The sequence below is a fragment of the Candidatus Palauibacter irciniicola genome, assembly GCF_965208695.1.
Classification (GTDB): Bacteria; Gemmatimonadota; Gemmatimonadetes; order Palauibacterales; family Palauibacteraceae; genus Palauibacter; species Palauibacter irciniicola.
Window position 1 is genome coordinate 1,926,531 of sequence record NZ_OZ242352.1, and the last position, 21,369, is coordinate 1,947,899.

16 protein-coding genes are annotated in these 21,369 nt (G+C 70.1%); 13 read left to right on the forward strand and 3 right to left on the reverse strand.

The genetic code is table 11. The features are described from left to right. Window positions 1-88: 88 nt before the first annotated feature. Window positions 89-904 carry a hypothetical protein gene (locus tag ACOGI9_RS08335; RefSeq protein ID WP_419856685.1) on the reverse strand — a complete coding sequence of 272 codons (816 nt, stop codon included), beginning with the start codon at window positions 902-904 and terminating at the stop codon, window positions 89-91. Between the two features lie 352 nt (window positions 905-1,256). Further along, window positions 1,257-2,270, reverse strand: a complete 1,014-nt coding sequence (trpD, locus tag ACOGI9_RS08340; RefSeq protein ID WP_419856686.1) for an anthranilate phosphoribosyltransferase — start codon at window positions 2,268-2,270, stop codon at window positions 1,257-1,259. 62 nt (window positions 2,271-2,332) lie between these two features. Between trpD and truA the strand changes: the two genes are divergently transcribed. The 13 genes from truA to ACOGI9_RS08405 all read left to right on the forward strand — a co-directional run bounded on the left by truA (window position 2,333) and on the right by ACOGI9_RS08405 (window position 20,278). After that, window positions 2,333-3,151: a tRNA pseudouridine(38-40) synthase TruA gene (truA, locus tag ACOGI9_RS08345; protein ID WP_419856687.1), complete on the forward strand. Its 819-nt coding sequence runs from the start codon at window positions 2,333-2,335 to the stop codon at window positions 3,149-3,151. A gap of 75 nt (window positions 3,152-3,226) precedes the next feature. After that, window positions 3,227-4,729, forward strand: a complete 1,503-nt coding sequence (locus ACOGI9_RS08350) for a trypsin-like peptidase domain-containing protein (RefSeq protein WP_419856688.1) — start codon at window positions 3,227-3,229, stop codon at window positions 4,727-4,729. Window positions 4,730-4,836: 107 nt separating this feature from the next. Next, window positions 4,837-6,267: an adenylosuccinate lyase gene (gene purB / locus ACOGI9_RS08355; RefSeq protein WP_419856689.1), complete on the forward strand. Its 1,431-nt coding sequence runs from the start codon at window positions 4,837-4,839 to the stop codon at window positions 6,265-6,267. Window positions 6,268-6,328: 61 nt separating this feature from the next. Continuing rightward, window positions 6,329-7,282: a phosphoribosylaminoimidazolesuccinocarboxamide synthase gene (locus ACOGI9_RS08360; RefSeq protein WP_419856690.1), complete on the forward strand. Its 954-nt coding sequence runs from the start codon at window positions 6,329-6,331 to the stop codon at window positions 7,280-7,282. Then, the gene (purS, locus tag ACOGI9_RS08365) at window positions 7,279-7,536 is read left to right on the forward strand and encodes a phosphoribosylformylglycinamidine synthase subunit PurS (RefSeq protein ID WP_310758176.1); all 258 of its coding nucleotides are present in this window, start codon (window positions 7,279-7,281) and stop codon (window positions 7,534-7,536) included. Before ACOGI9_RS08360 ends, purS begins: the two co-directional genes overlap by 4 nt. Window positions 7,537-7,564: 28 nt before the next feature. Continuing rightward, window positions 7,565-8,341: a phosphoribosylformylglycinamidine synthase subunit PurQ gene (gene purQ, locus ACOGI9_RS08370; RefSeq protein ID WP_419856691.1), complete on the forward strand. Its 777-nt coding sequence runs from the start codon at window positions 7,565-7,567 to the stop codon at window positions 8,339-8,341. Then, window positions 8,338-10,644 carry a phosphoribosylformylglycinamidine synthase subunit PurL gene (gene purL / locus ACOGI9_RS08375; RefSeq protein WP_419856692.1) on the forward strand — a complete coding sequence of 769 codons (2,307 nt, stop codon included), beginning with the start codon at window positions 8,338-8,340 and terminating at the stop codon, window positions 10,642-10,644. The genes purQ and purL overlap by 4 nt, the downstream gene beginning before the upstream one ends. Then, complete coding sequence (gene purF, locus ACOGI9_RS08380) at window positions 10,641-12,050, forward strand: amidophosphoribosyltransferase (protein ID WP_419856693.1); 1,410 nt, start codon at window positions 10,641-10,643, stop codon at window positions 12,048-12,050. The genes purL and purF overlap by 4 nt, the downstream gene beginning before the upstream one ends. Beyond that, window positions 12,050-13,633 carry a bifunctional metallophosphatase/5'-nucleotidase gene (locus ACOGI9_RS08385; protein WP_419856694.1) on the forward strand — a complete coding sequence of 528 codons (1,584 nt, stop codon included), beginning with the start codon at window positions 12,050-12,052 and terminating at the stop codon, window positions 13,631-13,633. The genes purF and ACOGI9_RS08385 overlap by 1 nt, the downstream gene beginning before the upstream one ends. Window positions 13,634-13,789: 156 nt before the next feature. Next, complete coding sequence (locus ACOGI9_RS08390) at window positions 13,790-14,884, forward strand: efflux RND transporter periplasmic adaptor subunit (protein ID WP_419856695.1); 1,095 nt, start codon at window positions 13,790-13,792, stop codon at window positions 14,882-14,884. Window positions 14,885-14,889: 5 nt separating this feature from the next. Beyond that, complete coding sequence (locus tag ACOGI9_RS08395) at window positions 14,890-16,122, forward strand: ABC transporter permease (protein WP_419856696.1); 1,233 nt, start codon at window positions 14,890-14,892, stop codon at window positions 16,120-16,122. Window positions 16,123-16,125: 3 nt separating this feature from the next. Further along, on the forward strand, window positions 16,126-17,370 hold the full coding sequence (locus tag ACOGI9_RS08400; protein WP_419856697.1) for an ABC transporter permease: 1,245 nt from the start codon (window positions 16,126-16,128) through the stop codon (window positions 17,368-17,370). Window positions 17,371-17,464: 94 nt separating this feature from the next. Then, entirely contained in the window at window positions 17,465-20,278 is a 2,814-nt protein-coding gene (locus ACOGI9_RS08405) for a TonB-dependent receptor (RefSeq protein ID WP_419856698.1), read from the forward strand. 70 nt (window positions 20,279-20,348) lie between these two features. Here ACOGI9_RS08405 and fbp read toward each other — a convergent pair whose 3' ends face one another. Beyond that, window positions 20,349-21,350, reverse strand: coding sequence for a class 1 fructose-bisphosphatase (gene fbp, locus ACOGI9_RS08410; protein WP_419856699.1), 1,002 nt, complete (start codon window positions 21,348-21,350; stop codon window positions 20,349-20,351). Between the last annotated feature and the right edge of the window lie 19 nt (window positions 21,351-21,369).

The following is a 21,369-nucleotide window of genomic DNA, read 5'->3' on the forward strand; positions in this document are numbered from 1 at the left end:
TCGACTCCCCGAGAGTTCCCGTCCCGACGGCCACCCACCTCCCACCAAAAACCGTCGGGGCGGAGGTTCCCGTCTCCGGAACCCGCCGCTACAACACGTCCTGGCCCAGGAGCGGCCGGACGTACTCCTCGACGAATGCCGAAAGCAACCGGTCGGGAGTGATGCGCTCAAGATCCGCGAGCGAGCGCCCCGGCCACGTGTGCGCCTTCCGGTTCAGCGTACGGCGGGGGAATCCGAGGCGGCCGCCCGCATTCGTCCAACTGGAACCGGACAGACGAAGCTGGTGGGCCCTGAGGATGACGAGCGCGCTCAGGAACCGGCAGAGCGTGGCCCCGCCGTTGACGCGGGCCGTGAACTCGTGGGAGAGCGTGACCGGAGAACTGCCCATGGCGGCGGCCAGCGCTCCGACGTTGTGAACCGGGTCGCTCCCCGCTTGCCGCAAGCTGTGGACCAGGGCGCGGCGAAGAGCCGGCGGCAGTGCGGAGCGGCGGATCCTCTCGGCCAGCTGCACCAATGCCGCGGTCTCGCAGGCGGCCTCGATTCGGGAGCGAAGCCGAGCGGCGGGATCGTCGAACCAGACCAGGGCGGAGCAGCGCGTGGAGGCCAGCAGCTTCGCGGCATCCGCGTCGCGGTCCGTGACGAGAATGACCGGCACCCACGGCATCTCCCGCTCGAGTCGAGCGAGGAGACCGATCCTCTCGCGCAGAAAACGTGTGTGGCAGCCGACGACGACGCAGTCGAGGCGGCCGTGGTCGTATTCGAGGTGGTCGCGGTCGAGGCCGCTGTGGTCGCAACCGGGGTCCGCAGCGAGTTCCTCGGCGTTTTCCACGACCTGGACGTCGCCGTCGACCGCCCGCCTTATCCTGTCCGCGTCACGAGGCGTATCCGCGAAGACCTGGATCACTTCGGCCGCCTCCTCCCCAAGTGCCCTTCACACCCCGGTGCCGTTCCCACTTCATGCCGCCGACTACCCGCCGGACCCGTTCGGAGTTCCTCTGCCCGCCGTGGATCGCCAGGCTGCGGCGGGGCCCGGCAGAGGCTGGAAGCGAGAGCCGCCGCCCCGACGGTTTTTGGTGGGAGGTGGGTGGCCGCCGAGACGGCGACTCTCGCTGCCTTCAAAGATGGGGACCGTCCGGCGGCCGGGAAGGGACAAAATCCGCCAATGTGGGACGATATTTGCCGAAAGGGGACACAATCATCCTGCAACCGACTCCGCAGTCTCGCTCACCCGCTTCGCGGGCTACGAATCGGCGGAGTCAGGCGGTCGGTCGAAACGCCTGCAGGGATCGAACGTGCGCCTCGGCCGCGCCCGAATCGATGGATTGTTCGGCGGCGGCGACGCCGGCGGCCAGGGTGTCGACGGCGCCCGCGGCCCAGAAGGCGGCGGCGGCGTTGAGCACGACGGCTGCGCGGCCGGCTCCGGCTTCGCGGCCGTCGACGACGCGCCGGACCCGTTCCGCGTTCTCCTCCGGCTCGCCCCCGGCCAGATCGGAGGGCGCGTACTCCGGCCAGCCGAAGTCGGACGGCACGACCTCGAACTCGGACAGCGTCCCGTTCTCGATGCGGAAGACCCGGGTCGGGCCGAGGGGGCTCAGTTCGTCCATGCCGGGCTCCCCGTGGACGACGAGCGCGCGCTCGTGGCCGAGTTCGAGGAGGGTGTCGGCGACGAGGCGCTGGAGATCGGGGTGGGCGACGCCGACGACCTGCCGCCGCACGCCGGCCGGGTTCGCGAGCGGGCCGAGCAGGTTCATGATCGTGGTCACGCCGAGCGCGGCGCGGACGGGGCCCACGTGCCGCATGGCCGGATGGTGGGCCGGGGCGAACATGAACACGAACCCGGTCTCCTCGAACATCCGCTTTTCGTCCTCGGGAGGCAGCTCGATGGGGATCCCGAGCATCTCCAGCACATCGGCGCTGCCGCACCTGGAGGTGAACGAGCGGTTGCCGTGCTTCGCGATGCGGACACCGCCGGCCGCGGCGACGATGGCGGCGGCGGTCGAGATGTTGAACGTGGTCAGCGTGCCCCCGCCCGTCCCGCAGGTGTCGATGATGCGGTCGTCGTCCAGGGCGAGCGGGATCATGGCCTTCCGCAGCGCGCGGACGCCGCCGGCGACCTCGGCGGGCGTTTCCCCGCGCATCCTGAGGGCGGCGAGGAGTGCGGCCATCTCGGCCTGGGTGGCCTCGCCGCTCATGAAGCGGTCGAACGCGGCTTCGGCGGCGGCGGCATCCAGGGTCTCTCCGGAGAGGACGCGCCGGATCGTGTTCGTCACCTCGATTCCTCCTGGTTTCCGGTGGTTTTCCCCCGCAAGCCGAAAACGGCTAGTCTTCGCGCATGTCGGATTCCACGGCCCCGCCCGCCCGTTTCCGGGCCACGATCGAGTACGATGGGACCTCCTTCCACGGATCCCAACTACAGCCCGGGGTGCGCACCGTCCAGCGCGAGGTGGAGGAAGCGCTCGGGAAACTCCTCGATCGGCCCGTCCGCATCGACCTCGCGGGCCGCACCGACGCGGGGGTTCACGCGACGGCGCAGGAGGTCGCGTTCGGCGCGCCCCGCGCCTGGAGTCCGGAGGAACTGGCCCGGGCGCTCGGGGCGATTCTTTCCGACGATGTCGCGGTTCGGAGAGTGGGGGACGCCGCGCCCGATTTCCATCCGCGCTTCGACGCGGAGAGGCGCCGTTACCGGTACGTGGTCGCCGAGAGCGGCCGGAGGCGGCCGTTCCTGCGCGACCGGGCCTGGATCCCGCGGTGGCCGCTGGACCGCGACGCGCTCGACCGGCTGGCGGCGGCCATCCCCGGGGAACGGTCGTTCGAGCGGTTCGCCCGCGCCGGGCAGCCGGAGCGCGGGACGCGCTGCCGGGTCGCGAGCGCGGCCTGGCACTTCGACCGACCGCCCTTCCTCTTCTTCGAGATCGTCGCCGACCGCTTCCTCCACCACATGGTGCGCTACCTGGTGGGGACGTCCGTGGAGATCGCCGCGGGGCGCCGCCCGTTCGAGGACTTCGAGCGGCTGCTGGCGGGAGAGGCCGCGTCGAGACCGGTCTTCCCCGCCCCGCCGGGCGGGCTCTACCTGACGGGCGTGCGCTACGGCGGCGAATGGAATTCCGGCGCCGGGATCCCCTGGCTCCCGGCCGAGAGGCATCGGACGTGAACCCTGCGGGGTGGTTCGGCGTACAGTTATCGTGTGGCCTGAAGATCTGACGAGCGACATGAGGTGGCGCAGTCCATGAACGAGGGAAATCGGGTCAGGAGGATCCTGGTGTCGGCCGCGCGCGTGTTCGTGGCGGCCACGGTCCTGATCTTCGCCGGCCTCGGCGTGGGGGCGCTCGTCACCACGCTGGGGAACGGACGTCCCCCGCCGGAGGACAGCCGGCCCGCGGACAACCCGTTCGCCCGCACCTCGCTGGCCGACCCCGCGAACCGGCCCGCGCCCCAGTCGCTGGCCGAGATCTCCGGGGCCCGGCGGACGCCCACGGTCATCGCCGCGGTCCGCGTGCTCCCCTCGGTCGTGAGCCTCCGGACGGAGCGGACCGTCCAGTCGCAGGACATGTTCACCCGCTTCTTCAACCGCGGCGGCCGTTCCCGGGTCGAGGCCGGCCTGGGTTCCGGGTTCGCGATCGACGACGCGGGCACCATCATCACGAACGCGCACGTCGTGAGCGGCGCGGACCGCATCGAGGTCGTGGACCGGGACGGACAGCGGTTCGAGGCCGAAGTGGTCGGCTTCGACGAACTCACCGACCTCGCCGTCGTGCGGGTCCCTCCGGGCCGGGTGCCCGCGGCGCCGCTGGGCTCGTCCTCGAACCTTCTCATCGGGGAGCCCGCGGTGGCGCTGGGGAATCCGTCGGGCTACGCCCTCCGCAACACCGAGGCGACGGTCACTTCGGGCGTCGTCAGCGGCGTGGGGCGCGACATCCAGGCGCCGGGCGGCCAGGAGGTGCTCTACGCCGACATGATCCAGACCGACGCGTCGATCAACCCGGGCAACTCGGGCGGTCCGCTGGCGAACGCGGACGGCGACGTCATCGGCGTGAACAGCTCGATCTTCTCGCGCTCCGGGGGATCGGAGGGGATGGGCTTCGCGATCCCCATCGACCGGGCGCTCGTCGTCGCCTCCGAACTCCTCCAGTTCGGGCGCGTGCGCCGGCCCTGGGCGGGACTGCAGGTGCTCACCGACCGGCCGGACCCCGAGTCCGTCTTCGGCCGGCCGCTCGTGGTCGAGGTCCTGGAGGGGGCGCCGGCGGCCGACGCCGGACTGCGGGCGGGGGACGAGATCGTGACCCTCAACGGGCGCGTCATCAACCACGATCTCGACTGGCAGGTGGGGCTGGTGGACGCCGGGGTGGGATCGACCGTGGACGTGACCTTCCAGCGAGGGGGACGTGAACTCCAGGCGCGCTTCCGGCTGGACGAGGTGCCCACGGGGCGGGCCGAGCGCATCGAGGTGCTCGCGGGCCTCCGGCTGATCACGGTCACGCCGCAGATCCAGCAGGAACTCAACCTCCGGGTCGACGCCGGCGCGCTCATTGCCTCCGTCGGCGAAGAGGCCCGCGGGACGAGGCTCCGCGAGGGCGACGTGATCCTCAGCATCAACCGCAACGAGGTGCGCTCCGCCGAGGACGCGGGCGAACTCTTCGACTACTACGCGCGCTCCCGCGACGGCACGGTGCAACTCTACATCGCGCGCGGCACGGAGATCGGCTACCTCCAGCCCTTCCGCGTTCGCTGACCCGCCGGTTTCCGGGGCTTTTGCGCGGGGCGGTCATGGGCTAGACTGCGACCTTACGGCGACCGAGGTCGCCCCGGGTGGGCCGCTGGATCCGGACTACGCGCCTGATGGCGGAACGTCACTACCCACATCCTCTCATCGACCGCTACGCCTCGAGCGAGATGGCGGCGATCTTCTCCCCTCGCATGCAGGCGCTCGTCTGGCGCGACCTGTGGATTGCGCTCGCCGAGGAAGAACGGGCGCTCGGCGTCGAGATCCCCAACGACGCCATCGTCGCGATGCACGCGGCGCGGGAGCAGATCGACCTCGACCGGATCGCCGTCATCGAGCGCGACCTCCGTCACGACGTGATGGCGCACGTGCATCACTTCGGCGAGGTCGCCCCGGAGGCCCGGAAGTACATCCACCTCGGCGCGACGAGCGCCTTCGTGGGCGACAACCACGGCCTCATCCAGCACCAGCAGGGTCTCGACATCGTGCGCGACCGGCTGCTGGGGACGATCGAGGACCTGGCGGCCTTCGCCCGCGCGCAGGCGGCCGAGCCGACGCTCGGCTACACGCACCTGCAGCCGGCCCAGCCGACGACGATCGGGAAGCGCGCCTGTCTCTGGCTCCAGGACCTCCTCTTCGACCTCGAGCAGATCGAAGCCGTGCGGGCGGAACTCCGCTTCCGGGGCGCCCGGGGCACGACGGGGACGGAGGCGACGTTCCTCGAACTGTTCGACGGGGACGGGGAGAAGGTGGACCGGCTCAACGAGCGGCTCGCGGCGCGCTTCGGCTTCGCCGGCACCTACGATGTCATCGGCCAGACGTACCCGCGGAAGGTGGACCACCGGGCGCTCGCGGCGCTGGCCGGCATCGGCGCCTCGACGGCGCGCTTCGGCCACGACATCCGGATCCTGCAGGCGTTCGGCGAGATCGAGGAGCCGTTCGGGAAGCACCAGATCGGCTCGTCGGCGATGCCCTACAAGCGCAACCCCATGCGGAGCGAGCGGATCTGCGCGCTGGCGCGGCACCTCTGCACGCTGGAACTCGACGCTTCGTGGACCGCTTCCGTGCAGTGGTTCGAGCGCACGCTCGACGACTCCGCGAACCGCCGCATCTCGCTCCCCGAAGGCTACCTGTCGGCGGACGCGCTCCTCATCCTCGCGCGCAACGTGAGCGCGGGGCTCGTCGTCCACCCGGCCGTCGTGGCGCGCCGCCTCGGCCGCGCGCTCCCGTTCATGGTCACCGAGGAGATCCTCATCGCGGGCGTGCGGGGGGGCGGCGACCGGCAGGACCTGCACGAACGGGTGCGGGGGCACGCGCTGGCCGCGCGCGAACGGCTCGACGAGGGCGCGGAGGACAACGACTTCTTCGCGCGCATCGCCAGCGACGGCGCCTTCGGGCTCGGCATGGAGGAGCTGCACGCGCTCGCCGACCCGCACCGCCTCGTCGGCCGCTCCGCCCACCAGGTGGAGCGCTTCCTGACCACGAGGATCGACCCGCTGTTCGAGGCCGCGGACGCGCCGCGGCCCGCCGAGGAGGTCCGCGTATGACCCGGCGTTCCCGCGGGAACGCGACCCCCGTGACCCCCGAAAGGACACTCGAAAGGACACCATGACACAGACCACGATCGGCGCGGACGCGCCGGCCGCGCTGCACGACATCGACCTCCCGCTGCCGCTTCTCCGCAAGGGGAAGGTGCGCTCGATGTACGACCTCGACGACCGCATCCTGATGGTCGCGAGCGACCGCATCAGCGCCTTCGACTGCGTGATCCCGAATCCGATCCCCCACAAGGGGGCCGTGCTCACCCAGCTCTCGGCGTTCTGGTTCGACCGCACGACCGACATCGTGGGCAACCACCGCGTGGCGAGCGAGCCGGCGGCCATCGCCGAGGCGGTGCCGGAACTCGCCGGCACCGCCGACACGTGGGGACACCGCGCCATGCTGGTCGAGAAGGCGCAGCCCCTGCCGGTCGAGTGCATCGTGCGGGGCTTCATCTCCGGCTCCGCGTGGAAGGAGTACAGCCGCCACGGGACGCTGGCCGGCGAACCCCTCCCGGAGGGTCTGCAGGAGTCCGAGGAGTATCCGGAGCCGATCTTCTCCCCTTCGACGAAGGCCGAGCAGGGGCTCCACGACGAGAACATCACCTTCGACCGGATGTGCGACATCGTCGGGACGGAACTCGCGGAGGAACTGCGCGACATCAGCCTCGCGCTCTACGCCGCGGGCCGCGACACGCTCCGCGAGCGCGGCATCATCCTCGCCGACACGAAGTACGAGTTCGGGCGCGGGGCGGACGGGCGCATCATCCTCATCGACGAGGTGATGACCCCCGACTCCTCCCGCTTCTGGCCCGCCGATTCGTACCGGATCGGAGGCGGCCAGCCCTCGCTCGACAAGCAGCCGGTGCGCGACCACCTGCAGGAGATCGTCGGGCGCGGGGAATGGGACAAGACGCCGCCGGCTCCGGCGCTCCCGGGGGAGGTCATCCGCACGACCTCGGAGCGCTACCTGGAGGCCTTCCGGCGCATCGCGGGCCACGAACTCTACGAGGCGCCCGCATGAGCCGGGTCTGGTCGGTGGATGTCCGGGTCACGCCGCGGGAGGGGATCCTCGATCCGGCGGGCGAGACGATCCGCCGGGCGCTGGGCAACCTCGGCTACGAGGGCGTCCACTCCGTGCGCGCCGGGCGGCTGATCCGTCTCGAGGTCGAAGCCGACGGGGCGGAGGCCGCCAGGGCCTCCACGGAGAAGATGTGCGAGCAACTGATCGCGAACCCGATCATCGAAGACTACGTCGTGCGCGTGCGGGAGGGGTGAACGGATGACGGTGGGGATGGAGGCAGGGATGAAGGTAGGGATCGTGCGGTTCCCGGGCTCGAACTGCGATGCGGACGTGTACCGGGCCGTCACCGAGGGGCTGGGAGAGAGCGCCACGTACCTGTGGCACAAGTCGACGGACCTCGAGGGCGTGGACGTCGTCGTGCTGCCGGGCGGGTTCTCGTACGGAGACTACCTGCGGGCGGGGGCGATCGCCCGCTTCAGCCCGATCATGGGCGAGGTGATCGACTTCGCGCGCTCCGGAGGGCTCACGCTCGGGATCTGCAACGGATTCCAGGTGCTGTGCGAGGCGCACCTCCTGCCGGGGGCCCTCGTCCGGAACCGGAACCTTCGCTTCCGCTGCCACGACGTCGGGCTCCGCGTGGAGAACGCCGGGACGCCGTTCACGTCGGCCTATGCCGAGGGCGATCTGCTCCACATCCCGATCGCGCACGGCGAGGGGCAGTTCGTCGGGGAGGCCTCGACGCTCGACGAACTGGAGGCCGAGGACCGGGTCGTGTTCCGCTACGTCGACCGGCGCGGACGGGCGACGGACGCCGCGAACCCCAACGGCTCGGCGCGCAACATCGCCGGGATCGTGAACGCGGAGGGGAACATCCTGGGACTCATGCCACACCCGGAGCGCCATTCGCTCTCCGTCCTCGGCAACACGGACGGGCTCGGGGTGTTCCAGTCGCTGCTCGCGGCCGTCGCCGGCGGGAGGGGGCGTCGAAGCGACCCTGCACCGCCGGAAGCCGCGGAGTTCGCGGCCGGAGCGGTGGCCGGTGCGGGGGTGTCGTCATGACGCGGGCCTCGCTCGAACGCGTGGAGGCCCGGCCGGGCGATCCGGTGATGAGCGCCGCGCTCGTGGCGGAGCACGGGCTGAGCCCGGAGGAGTGGGAGCAGATCCTCGGTTTCATGGGACGGGAGCCCACCTTCACGGAGCTCGGCGTGTTCAGCGCCATGTGGTCGGAGCACTGCGGCTACAAGAACTCGCGGCCCCTGCTGCGGACGCTGCCTACGGAGAGCGCCGCCGTCGTTCAGGGTCCGGGGGAGAACGCCGGCGTCATCGATGTCGGCGGCGGATGGGGCGTCGCGTTCAAGATCGAGTCCCACAACCACCCGTCGGCGGTCGAACCCTACCAGGGCGCGGCGACGGGGTCGGGCGGGATCCTGCGCGACGTGTTCACGATGGGGGCGCGGCCGATCGCCATCTTCGACAGCCTCCACTTCGGGTCGCTCGACTCGCCGCAGTCGCGCTACCTCTTCGATGGGGTCGTGCGCGGGGTCGGAGACTACGGCAACTGCGTCGGGGTCCCCACGGTGGGGGGCGAGGCGATCTTCGACCCGGCCTACGAGCGGAACCCGCTCATCAACGTGATGTGCATCGGCGTCCTCCCGCTCGAGCGCCTCATCCGGGGCGAGGCGGAGGGCGTCGGCAATCCCGTGATGGCCGTCGGCGCCCGCACGGGGCGGGACGGGATCCACGGGGCGACCTTCGCGTCGGAGGAACTCGACGAAGAGGCCGTCGACAGCCGGCCGCAGGTGCAGGTGGGCGATCCGTTCACCGAGAAGCTGCTGCTCGAGGCGAGTCTCGAACTCATCGAGCGGGACCTCCTCGTCGGGATCCAGGACATGGGGGCGGCGGGGCTGACCTCGAGCGGGACGGAGATGGCGGCGCGCTCGGGCTCCGGGATCGACATCGACGTGGCGTACCTCCCCGTCCGGGAGGAGGGGATGACGCCCTACGAGATGCTCCTCTCGGAGTCGCAGGAGCGGATGCTCCTCGTCGCGAAGCCCGAACACGAGGGGGCGGTGCGCGAGGTGCTTGAGCGCTGGGACCTGCAGGCGGCGACGATCGGACAGGTCACGGACGACGGGATGTTCCGCGTGCGGGAAGACGGCGTCGTGCGTGTCGAGATTCCGGTGAAGCCGCTGGTGGACGATTGTCCGACGTACGTCCGCGAGGGAGTCATGAGCCCGTCGGTGGCCGAAGCTCGCTCCGCGGACCTCGGCGCGTACGCTTCCTTCGAGTCGGACCGGGAGGTGGACGCGGCGCTGCGGACGCTGCTCGACGCCCCGTCCATCGCGTCGCGGCGCTGGATCTACGAGCAGTACGACACCACGGTGCAGACGAACACGCTCGAGGGACCGGGCTCCGACGCGGCCGTGCTGCGGCTGCCCGCCGAGGGGCGCGCGCTCGCGGCCTCCACGGACGGGAACGGGCGGCATACATGGCTCGACCCGCGCACCGGGGGCCGGGCGGCGGTCGCCGAGGCGGCGCGGAACGTGGCCTGCTCGGGGGCGCGGCCGCTCGCCGTGACGAACTGCCTGAACTTCGGCAGCCCGCTGCGGCCGGAGGTCTACTTCCAGCTCGCGGGGGCCGTCGAGGGGATGGGAGAGGCGTGCCGCGCGCTGGGCACGCCGGTGACGGGCGGCAACGTGTCGCTCTACAACGAGACGGGCGGCCAGCCGGTCTACCCCACGCCGGTCATCGGCATGCTCGGCGTGATCGAGGACCTTGAACGGCGCGTCCCTTCGGCCTTCCAGCGCGAAGGCGATGAGGTCTGGGTCGCGGGCGTGACCCGCGATGAGATCGGCGGGTCGGAGTACCTCGCCGCCTGCCACGGCCTCGTCGCCGGCCTGCCGCCGGCCGTGGAGCTGGAAGAGGCGGCGGCGCTGATCGACTTTCTCGTCGAGGGAGCAGCGGACGGGGCGTTCGCCTCGGCGCACGATGGCTCGGACGGGGGGCTTGCGGTCGCGCTTGCGGAGTGCGCGGTGCGGGCAACGGGCGGGCCGCTCGGCTGCACGGTCGATCTCGACGCGGCGCCCGCCGGGGCGAACGTGTCGGCCGCGGCGCGCTGGTTCGGCGAGTCGCACTCGCGCGTCGTGCTCACGTGCCGGCCCGGCGAGGGCGAGCGGATCGCCGCGCACGGGCGGCGTCACGGCGTGCCCGTGGCGCGTGTGGGCGCCGTGGACGGGCCGGACAGCCCGTGCCGGCTGACCGGCGCCGGCCACGCGATCGCCCCGCCGGCCGCCGAACTGGCGCGGATCTACGAGGAGGCGATCCCGCGCCGCATGAGCGAGGAGGCGGGAATCACGTCATGAGGAATGTGTTTGAGCTGGACAAGCCCCGGGAGGAGTGCGGCATCGTCGCGGTCAGCGGCTCGGGCGCGGCCGCCGAACTCGCGTTTCTCGCCATGTACGCGCTCCAGCACCGCGGGCAGGAGTCCGCCGGGATCGTCACGGTCGACGAGTCCGGCAAGTCGAGGGTCCACAAGGGCATGGGCCTCGTCGCGGACGTCTTCGACGACGAGGTGCTCGGCGCCCTCGAGGGGACGCTCTCCGTCGGGCACGTCCGCTATTCGACGGCGGGAGGATCCAGCCTCCGCAACGCCCAGCCGCTGCTCGTGCAGTACGAGGACAAGCCGCTCGCGCTCGCGCACAACGGCAACCTCACGAACGCGAACCAGCTCAAGCGCTCGCTCGCCCGCGACGGCTCGATCTTCCAGACGGATGCGGACTCGGAGGTCATCGTCCACCTCATCGCCCGCTCCCGGCACCGCGACCTGGACGGCAAGATCGACGACGCCCTCTCGCAGCTGGTCGGCGCCTTCTCCCTCCTCCTCTGCATCGGCGACACGGTGTACGCGACGCGCGATGCGCGAGGCTTCCGGCCCATGGTGATGGGCAGGCTGGGCGAGGCCGTCGTGTTCGCGTCCGAGACGTGCGCGCTCGACATCATCGGGGCCGCCTACGTGCGCGACGTGGAGCCGGGCGAGGTGCTGAAGGTCCGCGACGGCCACGTGGAATCGCTCCGGCCGCTGCCCCCCGCCGAGACCAGCGCCTGCCTGTTCGAACTCGTGTACTTCGCGCGTCCCGACTCGCGCGTGTGGGGGTGCAGCGTGGACGAGGCGCGGCGGGCGTTCGGCCGCCAGCTCGCCCGCGAGCACCCGGCCGATGCCGACTGCGTGTTCGCGGTGCCGGATTCGTCGAACTCGGCGGCGCTCGGGTACTCGGAGGTGAGCGGCCTCCCGTTCGAACTCGCGCTCATCCGCAACCACTATGTGGGCCGGACCTTCATCCATCCGACCCAGAGGGGACGCGACTTCAAGGTGCGGGTGAAGTACAACCCCGTGCGCGAACTCGTCGACGGCAAGCGCATCGTCGTCGTGGACGATTCGCTCGTCCGGGGCACGACGAGCAGCGGCCTCGTCCGGCTCCTCCGGGACTCGGGGGCGCGGGAGGTGCATTTCCGGGTCGCTTCCCCGCCGGTGCGTTCTCCCTGCTACTACGGCATCGACATGCCCACGAAGGAGGAACTCATCGGCTCCAGCCACACGGTCGAGGAGATCCGGCAACACCTGCAGGTGGAGTCGCTCGGCTACCTCAGCATGGATGGCATGCGCGACGCGGTCGCGGATCACGGTCCCTTCTGCGACGCCTGCTGGACCGGCAACTACGCCGCGCCGCTCGTGGACCTGGACCGGTCGCGGGCGTTGCAGACGGTCTGATGCCGCGCCGCCCCTCCGCCCGCTTCAAGCCTGCCCTCGCCGCCCTCCTCTGCGCCGGCATCGCGGCCTTTCCCGCGTGCGCGCCCGAGGACCCGGCCGCCTGCGCGCTGATCTTCTCCACGAACGATTCGCACGGACGGCTGCTGCCGGCGGAACAGAACTGGTCGGAGGGACGCCCGGTCGGCGGATCCGCCGCGCTCGCCGCCTACGTGGCGCGGGAGCGCTCGACGACGCCCGAGTGTCCGCTCTTCGTCGTCTCCGGCGGCGACATCATGCAGGGCACGCCGATCTCGAACTTCACGGACGGGCGCTCGATGATCGAGGCCATGAACGGGATCGGCTACGACGCCGTCGCGATCGGGAACCACGAGTTCGACTGGGGTGTCGACGTCCTCGTGGAGCGCATCGCCGATGCGGACTTCGCCATGCTCGGCGCGAACATCTACCTCAAGGGCACCGACCGGCACCCCGATTGGGTCCGGCCCTGGACGATCGTCGAGCGCGACGGCATCCGGGTCGGCTTCATCGGCGCGACGACGCGGTCCACGCCGGTCGTCGCCCGGCCCTCGCTCGTCGCGGACTTCGACTTCCGGTCGATCTCCGATGCGCTCGACCGCTACATCCCGGAGGTGCGGGCGGCGGGCGTGGATTTCGTGGTCGCGGTCATGCACGAAGGCGCCTTCTGCGACGTCGGCGCGGAGCGGGATGCGGCGGGAGGCGGGTGCCGGGGCCCGGCTCTGGAGGCGCTGGCCGCGACGACGGAACGCTTCGACTACGCGGTCACGGGGCACACGCACTCGCGCCTGGAGACCGAGATTCGGGGCGTTCCCGTCATCCAGTCGTACTCGAACACGACGGCGTACGGACTCGGCCGCATCGACCGGAGCGCGGAGGGCGCCGTAAGCGCGCAACGCCTCGGCGTTCGACAGGCGTGGGCGGACGAGATTGCGCCGGACCCGGACGTCGAGCGGCTCGTCGCCTCCTACAGCGCCGAGATCGCGGCCATCGTGGACCGCGTGATCGTGGACCTGCCGGAGGCGCTCTCCGCCCCGCGGGACGGCGACTTCCCGCTCGGCCGCATCGTGGCCGACGCGCAGCGGCACGCGAGCGGGGCCGATGTCGCCCTCATGAACAACGGCGGCATCCGCCGGTCGCTACCGGCGGGACCGATCACCTTCGCCGACCTCTTCGAACTGCAGCCCTTCAACAACATGCTCGTCCGCCACACGATGACCGGCGCGCAGCTGTTGCTGACGCTCGAGCACTCGGCCCGGGGCGGGGACGTGGACCTGCACGCGAGCGGCATCGTCGTCCGCTACGATCCGGCCGCCCCCCCGGGCGAGCGGATTCTCGACGTGACGTTCGACGACGGATCGCCGCTCCGGCCCGAGGGCCGCTACGTCGTCGCGGCCAACGACTTCATCGCGACCGGGGGCGGCGGCTACACCACCTTCGCCGAAGCCGAAGTCATCGACCCCCTGGAAGTCGCGGATCTGGAGGCGCTCGTCGCCTACCTGGAAGCACAGCCGCAGCCCCTCCCCATTCCGCGCGCCCCCCGCTGGATCGAATCTCCCGCGCCCTGAGTCCGTAGCGGTCCGCCGATCCCGTCCGCGAGGGCGGCGGCGGCGAAACCAAACGCCCATCGCTCCGTAGGCCCACGCGTAGGGCCGTCCCCGCTCCGCGGCCGGCAGGGCGGACGGCCGACCTGTTCCAATCCCGGCGGAGGAGCGCGGGTTCGCATGAAGCGAGGCACGAAGATACTGGTCTCCACGGTCCTCATCGGCGGACTGGGAGCGACCGCGTTCGCGGTGTCGAGCGCGGGGGACAGCGACGACGGCGAATCCGGCACCGTCGCCGTGGAGCGCGGCGAGATCGTGGACCGGGCGCTCGCCGTGGGACGCATCGAGCCGCTGGTCGAGGTGAGCGTGAAGTCGCAGCTCGCGGGCGTCGTGCGGCAGATGTTCAAGGAGCCCGGCGAGTACGTCCAGCGGGGCCAGCCCCTGCTCGAGGTCCAGCCCAACCCCACCCCGATCGAACTCGTCGAGGCGCGGCGCAACGTGGAACTGCGGGAGATCGAACTCCAGCAGCTCGAGCGGCAGCGCGACCGGCTCGCCGCGCTGCGCGGCCGCGGATTCGTGTCCGAGGAGGAATACGAGACCGTGGCCCGCCAGCACGACGAGGCCTCGCTCCAGGTCCAGATCGCGTCGGAACGGCTGGCCCTCCTCTCCGAGGGCCGCGTGACGATCGGCGACGAAGCCGTCGAGGCGGTCATCACCTCCCCGATCCAGGGCTTCATCCTCGAAAAGATGGTGGAGATCGGCGATCCCGTCGTCCCGCTGACGACGTTCCAGGAGGGGACCGCCCTCATGACGATGGCGGAGATGGACGAACTGCTCTTCCGCGGCACCGTGGATGAGATCGACGTGGGGCGGCTGACCGAGGGCATGCCGGTGGAGATCACGATCGGCGCGCTCCCGGATGCGCGCATCGAGGGCCGGCTGACGAAGATCTCGCTCAAGGGCCGCGACGAGGAGAACGCCACCCTTTTCCCGGTCGAGATCGCGGTGCTCCCGCTGGACGGCGCGGCGCTGCGGGCGGGCTATTCCGCCAACGCGCACGTGATCATCGAGCGCCGGTCGGACGTGCTCGTCATCCCCGAGCGCCTGGTCCGGTTCGAGGACGAGCGCACGCTCGTCACGGTCCGCCTGGGACCCGAGGAGACGGAGGAACGCGAGATCCGCACCGGCCTGAGCGACGGCATCAGCGTCGAGGTGCTGGACGGCCTGGCGGAGGGCGAGCGCGTGCTGGAGCCCCCGCGGCGCGAGATCACCTAGCAGCGGTGAGACTGCTCGACGCCGGACGGCAGTTGTGGGCCGATCTCTCGGCCCAGCGCGTCAGGACCGCGCTCACGGTGCTCGGCATCACCTGGGGCACCGTGGCGGTCGTCGTGCTGCTCGCCTTCTCCGTCGGCCTCGAGCGGCAGACGATCAAGCGGTTTCACGGCCTCGGCGACCGGATCGTCATCCTCTTCGGCGGACGCACGACGATGCCGCACGCGGGGTTCCGGGAGGGGCGGTCGATCCGGCTGCGGGAGACCGACGCGGAGGTTCTCGCCCGGCGGATCCCCGACATCGCGATGATCAGCCCGGAGTACTCCACGCGGGCGGCGCCGGTCCGCTACGGCCGCAACGGCGTGAACCCGAACATCACCGGGATCTACCCCATCTACGGCGAGATGCGGAACATCATCCCCCTCCCCGGCGGCCGCTTCATCAACGAGCGCGACCAGCGGGAGCGGCGACGCGTCGTGTTTCTCGGAGACGAGGTCGCCCGCGTCCTGTTCGGGGAGGCGGATCCCGTCGGCGAGCAGGTCCGGATCGGCGATTCGCCCTTCACCGTGATCGGCGTGCTCCAGCCCAAGGTCCAGAACTCGTCCTATAACTCGAGGGACGAGGACCGCGTGTTCATCCCGGCCGGCACGCACGCGGCCCTGTTCGGCTCGCGTTTCGTCTCCAACCTCGTGTACCGGACCGCGGACGCGACGCGGACGGAGGACGTGGAGGCGCGGGTCTACGAGGTCCTGGGAGCGAAGTACCGCTTCAACCCGGCCGACGACGATGCGCTGGCCGTATGGGACACGGCCGAGTGGGAGCGGATGTTCGGGTTCCTCTTCCTGGGGTTCAAGATCTTCTTCGCGATCGTCGGCAGCTTCACGCTCAGCGTGGGCGGGATCGGGGTCGCGAACATCATGTACATCGTGGTGCGCGAGCGGACGAACGAGATCGGGATCAAGCGCTCGCTCGGCGCCACCCGGCGATCCATCCTGTGGCAGTTCCTCACCGAGAGCATGCTCATCGTCGTCGTGGGCGCGGTGCTCGGCGTCGTCGTCTCCCTCGGCGTCGTGAAGGTCATGTCGCTGGTCCCGATGCAGGAGTTCGTCGGGACGCCGACGATCTCGCTGCAGGTGGCCGGGGTGACCCTGGCGCTCCTCGCGTTCATCGCGATGCTGGCCGGGTTCTTCCCGGCCCGCCGCGCGGCGGCGCTCGACCCCGTCGAATGTCTCCGCGACTGACCCATGTGGAAGATCCTCCTCGAAGAGTTCCTCGGCGACCTGCGGGCCCAGAAGACGCGCGCCTTCCTCACGATCTTCGCCGTGGTGTGGGGGACGATCTCGATCGTCCTCCTGCTCGCCTTCGGGCAGGGGCTTCGAAACCAGTTCTCCGTGGGGCTGCTCAACGCCGGCGAACGCATCTTCATGGTCTACGGCGGCCAGACGAGCGTGGAGCACGAGGGGCTGTCGAAGGGACGGCGGATCCGGCTGCGGGAGGACGATCTCGACCTGCTGCTGCGCGCGGTGCCGGAGTTCGAGATGGGCAGTCCCTCCTACGGCCGGGGCCGGACGCACCTGAAGGTGGAGGAGAGCCAGACGACGACGTACATGGAGGGCGTGAACCCGGTCTTCTCCGAGTTGCGGCGCATGTTCCCCGCCCCCGGCGGCCGGTTCATCAACCAGCGCGACATCGACGAGAAGCGGCGCGTGCTCTTCCTCGGAGACGGGATCGCCGGACGCCTGTTCGGCGACGCGCCGCCGGTGGGGCGCACGGTGACGCTGGACGGGCTTCCGTTCCGCGTCATCGGCGTGATGGAGTCGAAGTTCCAGGACTCGAGCAACAACGGGCCGGACGAGGACCGGGCCGTGATCCCGGCCTCCACGTTCCGGAGCATCTACGGCCAGGAGTTCGTGAACCACCTGCTCCTGCGGCCTCGCGACGTGAGGGACGCGGCGGTCGCCAAGGCGGAGTTGTACCGGGTGCTGGGCGGCCGCTACCGGTTCGACGCGGCGGACGAGCGGGCGCTCGCGATCTGGGACTTCATCGAGGATGAGAAGATCGTGGGCCAGATCGGGCTCGGGATTCAGATCTTCCTCGGACTGGTGGGTGCCTTCACCCTGATCGTGGCCGGCGTCGGGGTCGCGAACATCATGTACGTCGTGGTGCGGGAGCGGACGCGGGAGATCGGCGTCAAGCTCGCCGTCGGCGCGCGGAAACGGCACATCGTGAGCCAGTTCCTCTTCGAAGCCATCCTCATCGCCGTCGGCGGGGGGCTCGCGGGGCTCGCCATCGCCGCGCTCCTCGTGACGGGGGTCGACGCCCTGCCGATCGACGACCCGGCCCTGCAGTACATCGTGAACCCGAAGCTCTCCGTCCCCATCGCCGCGGTGTGCGCGGGGATCCTCATGGCGATCGGCCTGGTGGCCGGCATCCTCCCGGCGCGCAAGGCCGCCCGGCTCGATCCGGTGGAGTCGCTGAGGTACGAATAGCCGCCCGTTTTTCCGTTCGCGAACCGTTACGCAAAACGCCGGTCGAAGTTACATTTGTTCGCATCCAACGCACCCATGAATCGGAGGATAGCAGATGTCACGCGGAATTCGTCTGAAGGCGCTCTGCGCCGCGCTCTTCATCCTTTCCGCCGCCAATCTGGCGGCACAGGAGACCGCGACCGTTACGGGCCGGGTGACCGATGACCTGGGCGCCGGCGTCGCCGGTGCGGCGGTGGTGGTCACGCACGATTTGACCGGGGTCCAGACGGGCGCGCTGTCCGGGAGCGATGGCGCGTTCCAGGTGGAGGGCGTTCGTCCCGGCGGGCCGTACACCGTCTCGGTGACCCTGATCGGATACGGACGGGAGTCCGAGACCGAAGTCTCGCTGGCGGCCGGCCAGTCCCTGGCGCTGAACTTCAGCCTGAGCCAGGAGGCGATCGCCCTCGATGCCCTCGAGGTCTTCGCCACCCGGGCACAGGACCGGCAGACGCCGGTGGCGTTCACCAACGTGAGCAAGACGCAGATCCAGAACCAGCTGGGCTCGAGGGATCTGCCGCTGGTGCTGAACGTGACCCCGAGCGTCTACGCGACCCAGCAGGGGGGCGGTGCCGGCGACGCGCGCATCAACGTGCGCGGCTTCAACCAGCGCAACACCGCCGTGATGATCAACGGCGTGCCCGTCAACGACATGGAGAACGGGTGGGTCTACTGGTCCAACTGGGACGGCCTGGGCGATGCCGCAACGAGCATCCAGCTCCAGCGCGGCCTCTCGGCGGTCAACCTCGCCACGCCGTCGATCGGTGGCACGATCAACGTCATCACCGATCCCGCGGCCGAGGGTGCGGGGCTCACGTACAAGCAGGAGTTCGGGCTCGGCAGCCTGAACGACGACGGCGGCTGGGGGCTCGGCGGCAACATGCTGAAGGAGACCGTGGTCGTGAACACGGGGCCGATGGGAGCGTTTGCCGCCACGGGTTCCGTCGTGCGCAAGACCGGGGGCGGGATGTACAGGGGCTTCGTGGGCGGCGACGCCACGTGGACCGACGCCTGGGCCTACTACCTGGCCACGTCGTTCCAGGTGAACGCCAACAACCGGCTCGAGGCCTACGCGGTCGGCGCGCCGCAGCGGCACGGCCAGAACATCTACAAGCTCAACCTGGCCAGCCTCGACGCGGACTATGCGCGCTCGCTCGACGGATTCGACGCCGGGGCGTTCGAGAAGTTCCCCGAGGTGGGCAGGGGCCGGAGCCCGAACGTGGCCCCGGTGAGCAGCAGCTACGGCGGCACCCAGTACAACAGCACGGGCCCGGACTCGGGACGGAGAGGCCGCTTCGCCGAGAACTTCATCAACGAGCGCGAGAACTACTTCCACAAGCCGCAGGTCAACCTGAACTGGTACTCCTACTTCGGGGATGGACTGAGCCTGACCACCGTGGGGTATTTCTCCGGCGGCGCCGGAGGAGGTACGGGTACCCTCGGATCGCTGAGGTGGAACTTCGATTACGGCCAGCGCATCCCGGACTGGGATGCCACCATCGCGAGGAATCGGGATGAAGCCAACGGATCCCGGGGCATCCTTCGCAACTCGGTGAACAACCAGTCGACCTGGGGCGCCATCTCCAAGCTGCGGAAGACCTTCGATGGGGGCCTGACCACCGAGGTCGGCGTCGACTGGCGCACGGCCAACATCGCGCACTACCGGGAGGTGCGCGACCTGCTGGGTGGCACCCACTTCGAGTGCTCCGGCAGAAACCGCTGCACCCCCTCCGACTTCTGGACCGAGGCCGAGCACAACCGCAATCTCGGCGACAAGATCCACTATCACAACGAGAACACGGTGGACTGGCTGGGCGCCTACGCACAGGCCGAAAAGACCTCCCGCGGGGGGTCACTCTACGGCATGGTCGGATGGGCCCAGAATTCCTACACCTTCGTGGACTTCTTCAAGTCCGACCCCAGCGGCGGAAACCTCCAGCTCGAGAGCGGCAACCTCTCCGGCTATCAGATCAAGGGTGGCGCGGTTCGCAATCTCAACGACGAGTGGTCCGTGTTCGGGAACGCGGGCATCGTCTCCAAGGTGCCGATCTTCGACGGCGTGATCGACGACAACAACGGCACGCTTCACGACGATCCGCAGAACGAGGACTTCCTCTCGTTCGAGGTGGGGACACAGTTCCGTTCCACCACCCGCGCGGTCTCGCTGGACGTCAACCTCTACCACACCACGTGGAGGAATCGGACGGAGAGGGGCTTCGTCCGCGACCTGGGCGGCGTCGAGGGCGTGGATGGGCTGGTCACCCTGCTGGGGGTGGACGCGCGGCACATGGGCATCGAAGCCGAGGCGGCCTGGCAGCCGAGCAACTTCGTGCGCTTCGACGGCGCGCTCTCGATCGGCAACTGGACGTATCTGGAGGACGCGACCGGTTTCTACCGCGCCGACGACCGAACCACCGAGTCGGTGTACGTCGACTTCTACATCGAAGGTCTCAAGGTGGCCGATGCGCCTCAGCGGCAGCTGGCCCTCAGCGCGTCGGTCTATCCGTCGGACGGCGCCCACGTGTCGTTGGTCGGCAAGTTCTTCGGCAACCACTACGCGGCCTTCGATCACCTGAACCGCAGCGATCCGGGCGAGAGGGGCCTCCAGTCCTGGCAGCCCCCGGGCTATTCGGTCCTCGACCTGCACCTCTCGTATGCGCTCGGCGACATCATCCCGATCGCCGGTGGGGCGGGAGTACGCGTCTTCGCCAACGTGTACAATCTCCTTGACGCGACCTACATCCAGGATGCCACCGACGCCTCCCGGTTCAACAGCTACTTCGAGGACGGCGATGTTCACGATGCGGACTCGGCCGAGGTCTTCCTCGGCTATCCGCGGAACCTGAACGTGGGGTTCCAGGTCACCTTCTAGCGGAGGGGATCCGGGACTCGAACGGAAAACGGCCCCGTCGGCATGCCGGCGGGGCCGTTCGCCATCCCGGTCAGTCGTCGGCCAGGTAGCGGCCCGCCATCTCCACGAGGTCGGGGGCGCCGAGGAAGGTCGGCACGCGGTGGTGGAGCCCCTCGGGCTCGATGTCGAGGATGCGCCGGCGGCCATCGGTGGCGAGGCCGCCCGCCTGCTCGCAGATCATGGCCATCGGGGCCACCTCGTACAGCAGGCGCAGCTTCCCCTCCGGCTTCGCGACGGTCCCCGGATACATGAAGATCCCACCGCGCAGGAGCGTGCGGTGGAAGTCCGCGACCATGGACCCGACGTAGCGCGCGGAGAACGACGGCGCGTCGGGGGGCGGCTGCCGGAGCCGCTCCACGAGCCGCTGCTGACCCGGCGTCCACTTGTCGAAGTAGGCCTCGTTGATGCTGTAGATGTTCTTGCCAGGCGAGGGAATGCGCAGGTTCCGGTACGAGAGGAGGAACTCCCCGATCCCCGGGTCGAGCGTGAAGCCGTGCACGCCCCTCCCCGTCGTGAAGACGAGCATGGTCGAAGAGCCGTAGAGGACGTATCCCGCCGCGACCTGTTCGGATCCCGGCTGAAGCAGGTCGCGCCGCCGCACCCTGGTCCCGTCGCTCCGCTTGCGGTAGACGGAGAAGATCGTCCCCACGGAGATGTTCACGTCGATGTTGGAACTCCCGTCGAGCGGGTCGAACGCGATGATGTACGGTCCGGGGTCGCGCGATTCGGGGACATGGACGAACCCCTCCTCTTCCTCGGACACCATGCCGCTCAGGCTGCCGCAGCGCCGCAGCAGGTTCAGCAGGACGTCGTTCGCGTAGTCGTCCAGCTTCTGCACTTCCTCGTCGTGCACGTTCGTGCTCCCGATCACGCCGAGGATGTCGATGAGCCCGGCGCGATTCACGGCCGCGGAGATGACCTTCGCGGCGAGGTTGATCTGGAGCAGGATGTCCGTGAAGGCGCCCGTGGCTTCGGGGTATTCGCGCTCCTGCTCGGCGATGAAGTGCTCGACGGTGACGATGGATCCGGTCAAGGTGGCTCCGCGGAAGTCG

Excerpts from the sequence above, each read along its gene's own strand:
- ACOGI9_RS08350 (WP_419856688.1), top strand. The coding sequence starts at position 3,227 with ATGAACGAGGGAAATCGGGTCAGGAGGATCCTGGTGTCGGCCGCGCGC.
- purF (WP_419856693.1), top strand. The coding sequence starts at position 10,641 with ATGAGGAATGTGTTTGAGCTGGACAAGCCCCGGGAGGAGTGCGGCATC.
- ACOGI9_RS08390 (WP_419856695.1), top strand. The coding sequence starts at position 13,790 with ATGAAGCGAGGCACGAAGATACTGGTCTCCACGGTCCTCATCGGCGGA.
- ACOGI9_RS08400 (WP_419856697.1), top strand. The coding sequence starts at position 16,126 with ATGTGGAAGATCCTCCTCGAAGAGTTCCTCGGCGACCTGCGGGCCCAG.
- ACOGI9_RS08405 (WP_419856698.1), top strand. The coding sequence starts at position 17,465 with ATGTCACGCGGAATTCGTCTGAAGGCGCTCTGCGCCGCGCTCTTCATC.
- purL (WP_419856692.1), top strand. The coding sequence starts at position 8,338 with ATGACGCGGGCCTCGCTCGAACGCGTGGAGGCCCGGCCGGGCGATCCG.
- purS (WP_310758176.1), top strand. The coding sequence starts at position 7,279 with ATGAGCCGGGTCTGGTCGGTGGATGTCCGGGTCACGCCGCGGGAGGGG.
- ACOGI9_RS08360 (WP_419856690.1), top strand. The coding sequence starts at position 6,329 with ATGACACAGACCACGATCGGCGCGGACGCGCCGGCCGCGCTGCACGAC.
- ACOGI9_RS08385 (WP_419856694.1), top strand. The coding sequence starts at position 12,050 with ATGCCGCGCCGCCCCTCCGCCCGCTTCAAGCCTGCCCTCGCCGCCCTC.
- purB (WP_419856689.1), top strand. The coding sequence starts at position 4,837 with ATGGCGGAACGTCACTACCCACATCCTCTCATCGACCGCTACGCCTCG.
- purQ (WP_419856691.1), top strand. The coding sequence starts at position 7,565 with ATGAAGGTAGGGATCGTGCGGTTCCCGGGCTCGAACTGCGATGCGGAC.
- truA (WP_419856687.1), top strand. The coding sequence starts at position 2,333 with ATGTCGGATTCCACGGCCCCGCCCGCCCGTTTCCGGGCCACGATCGAG.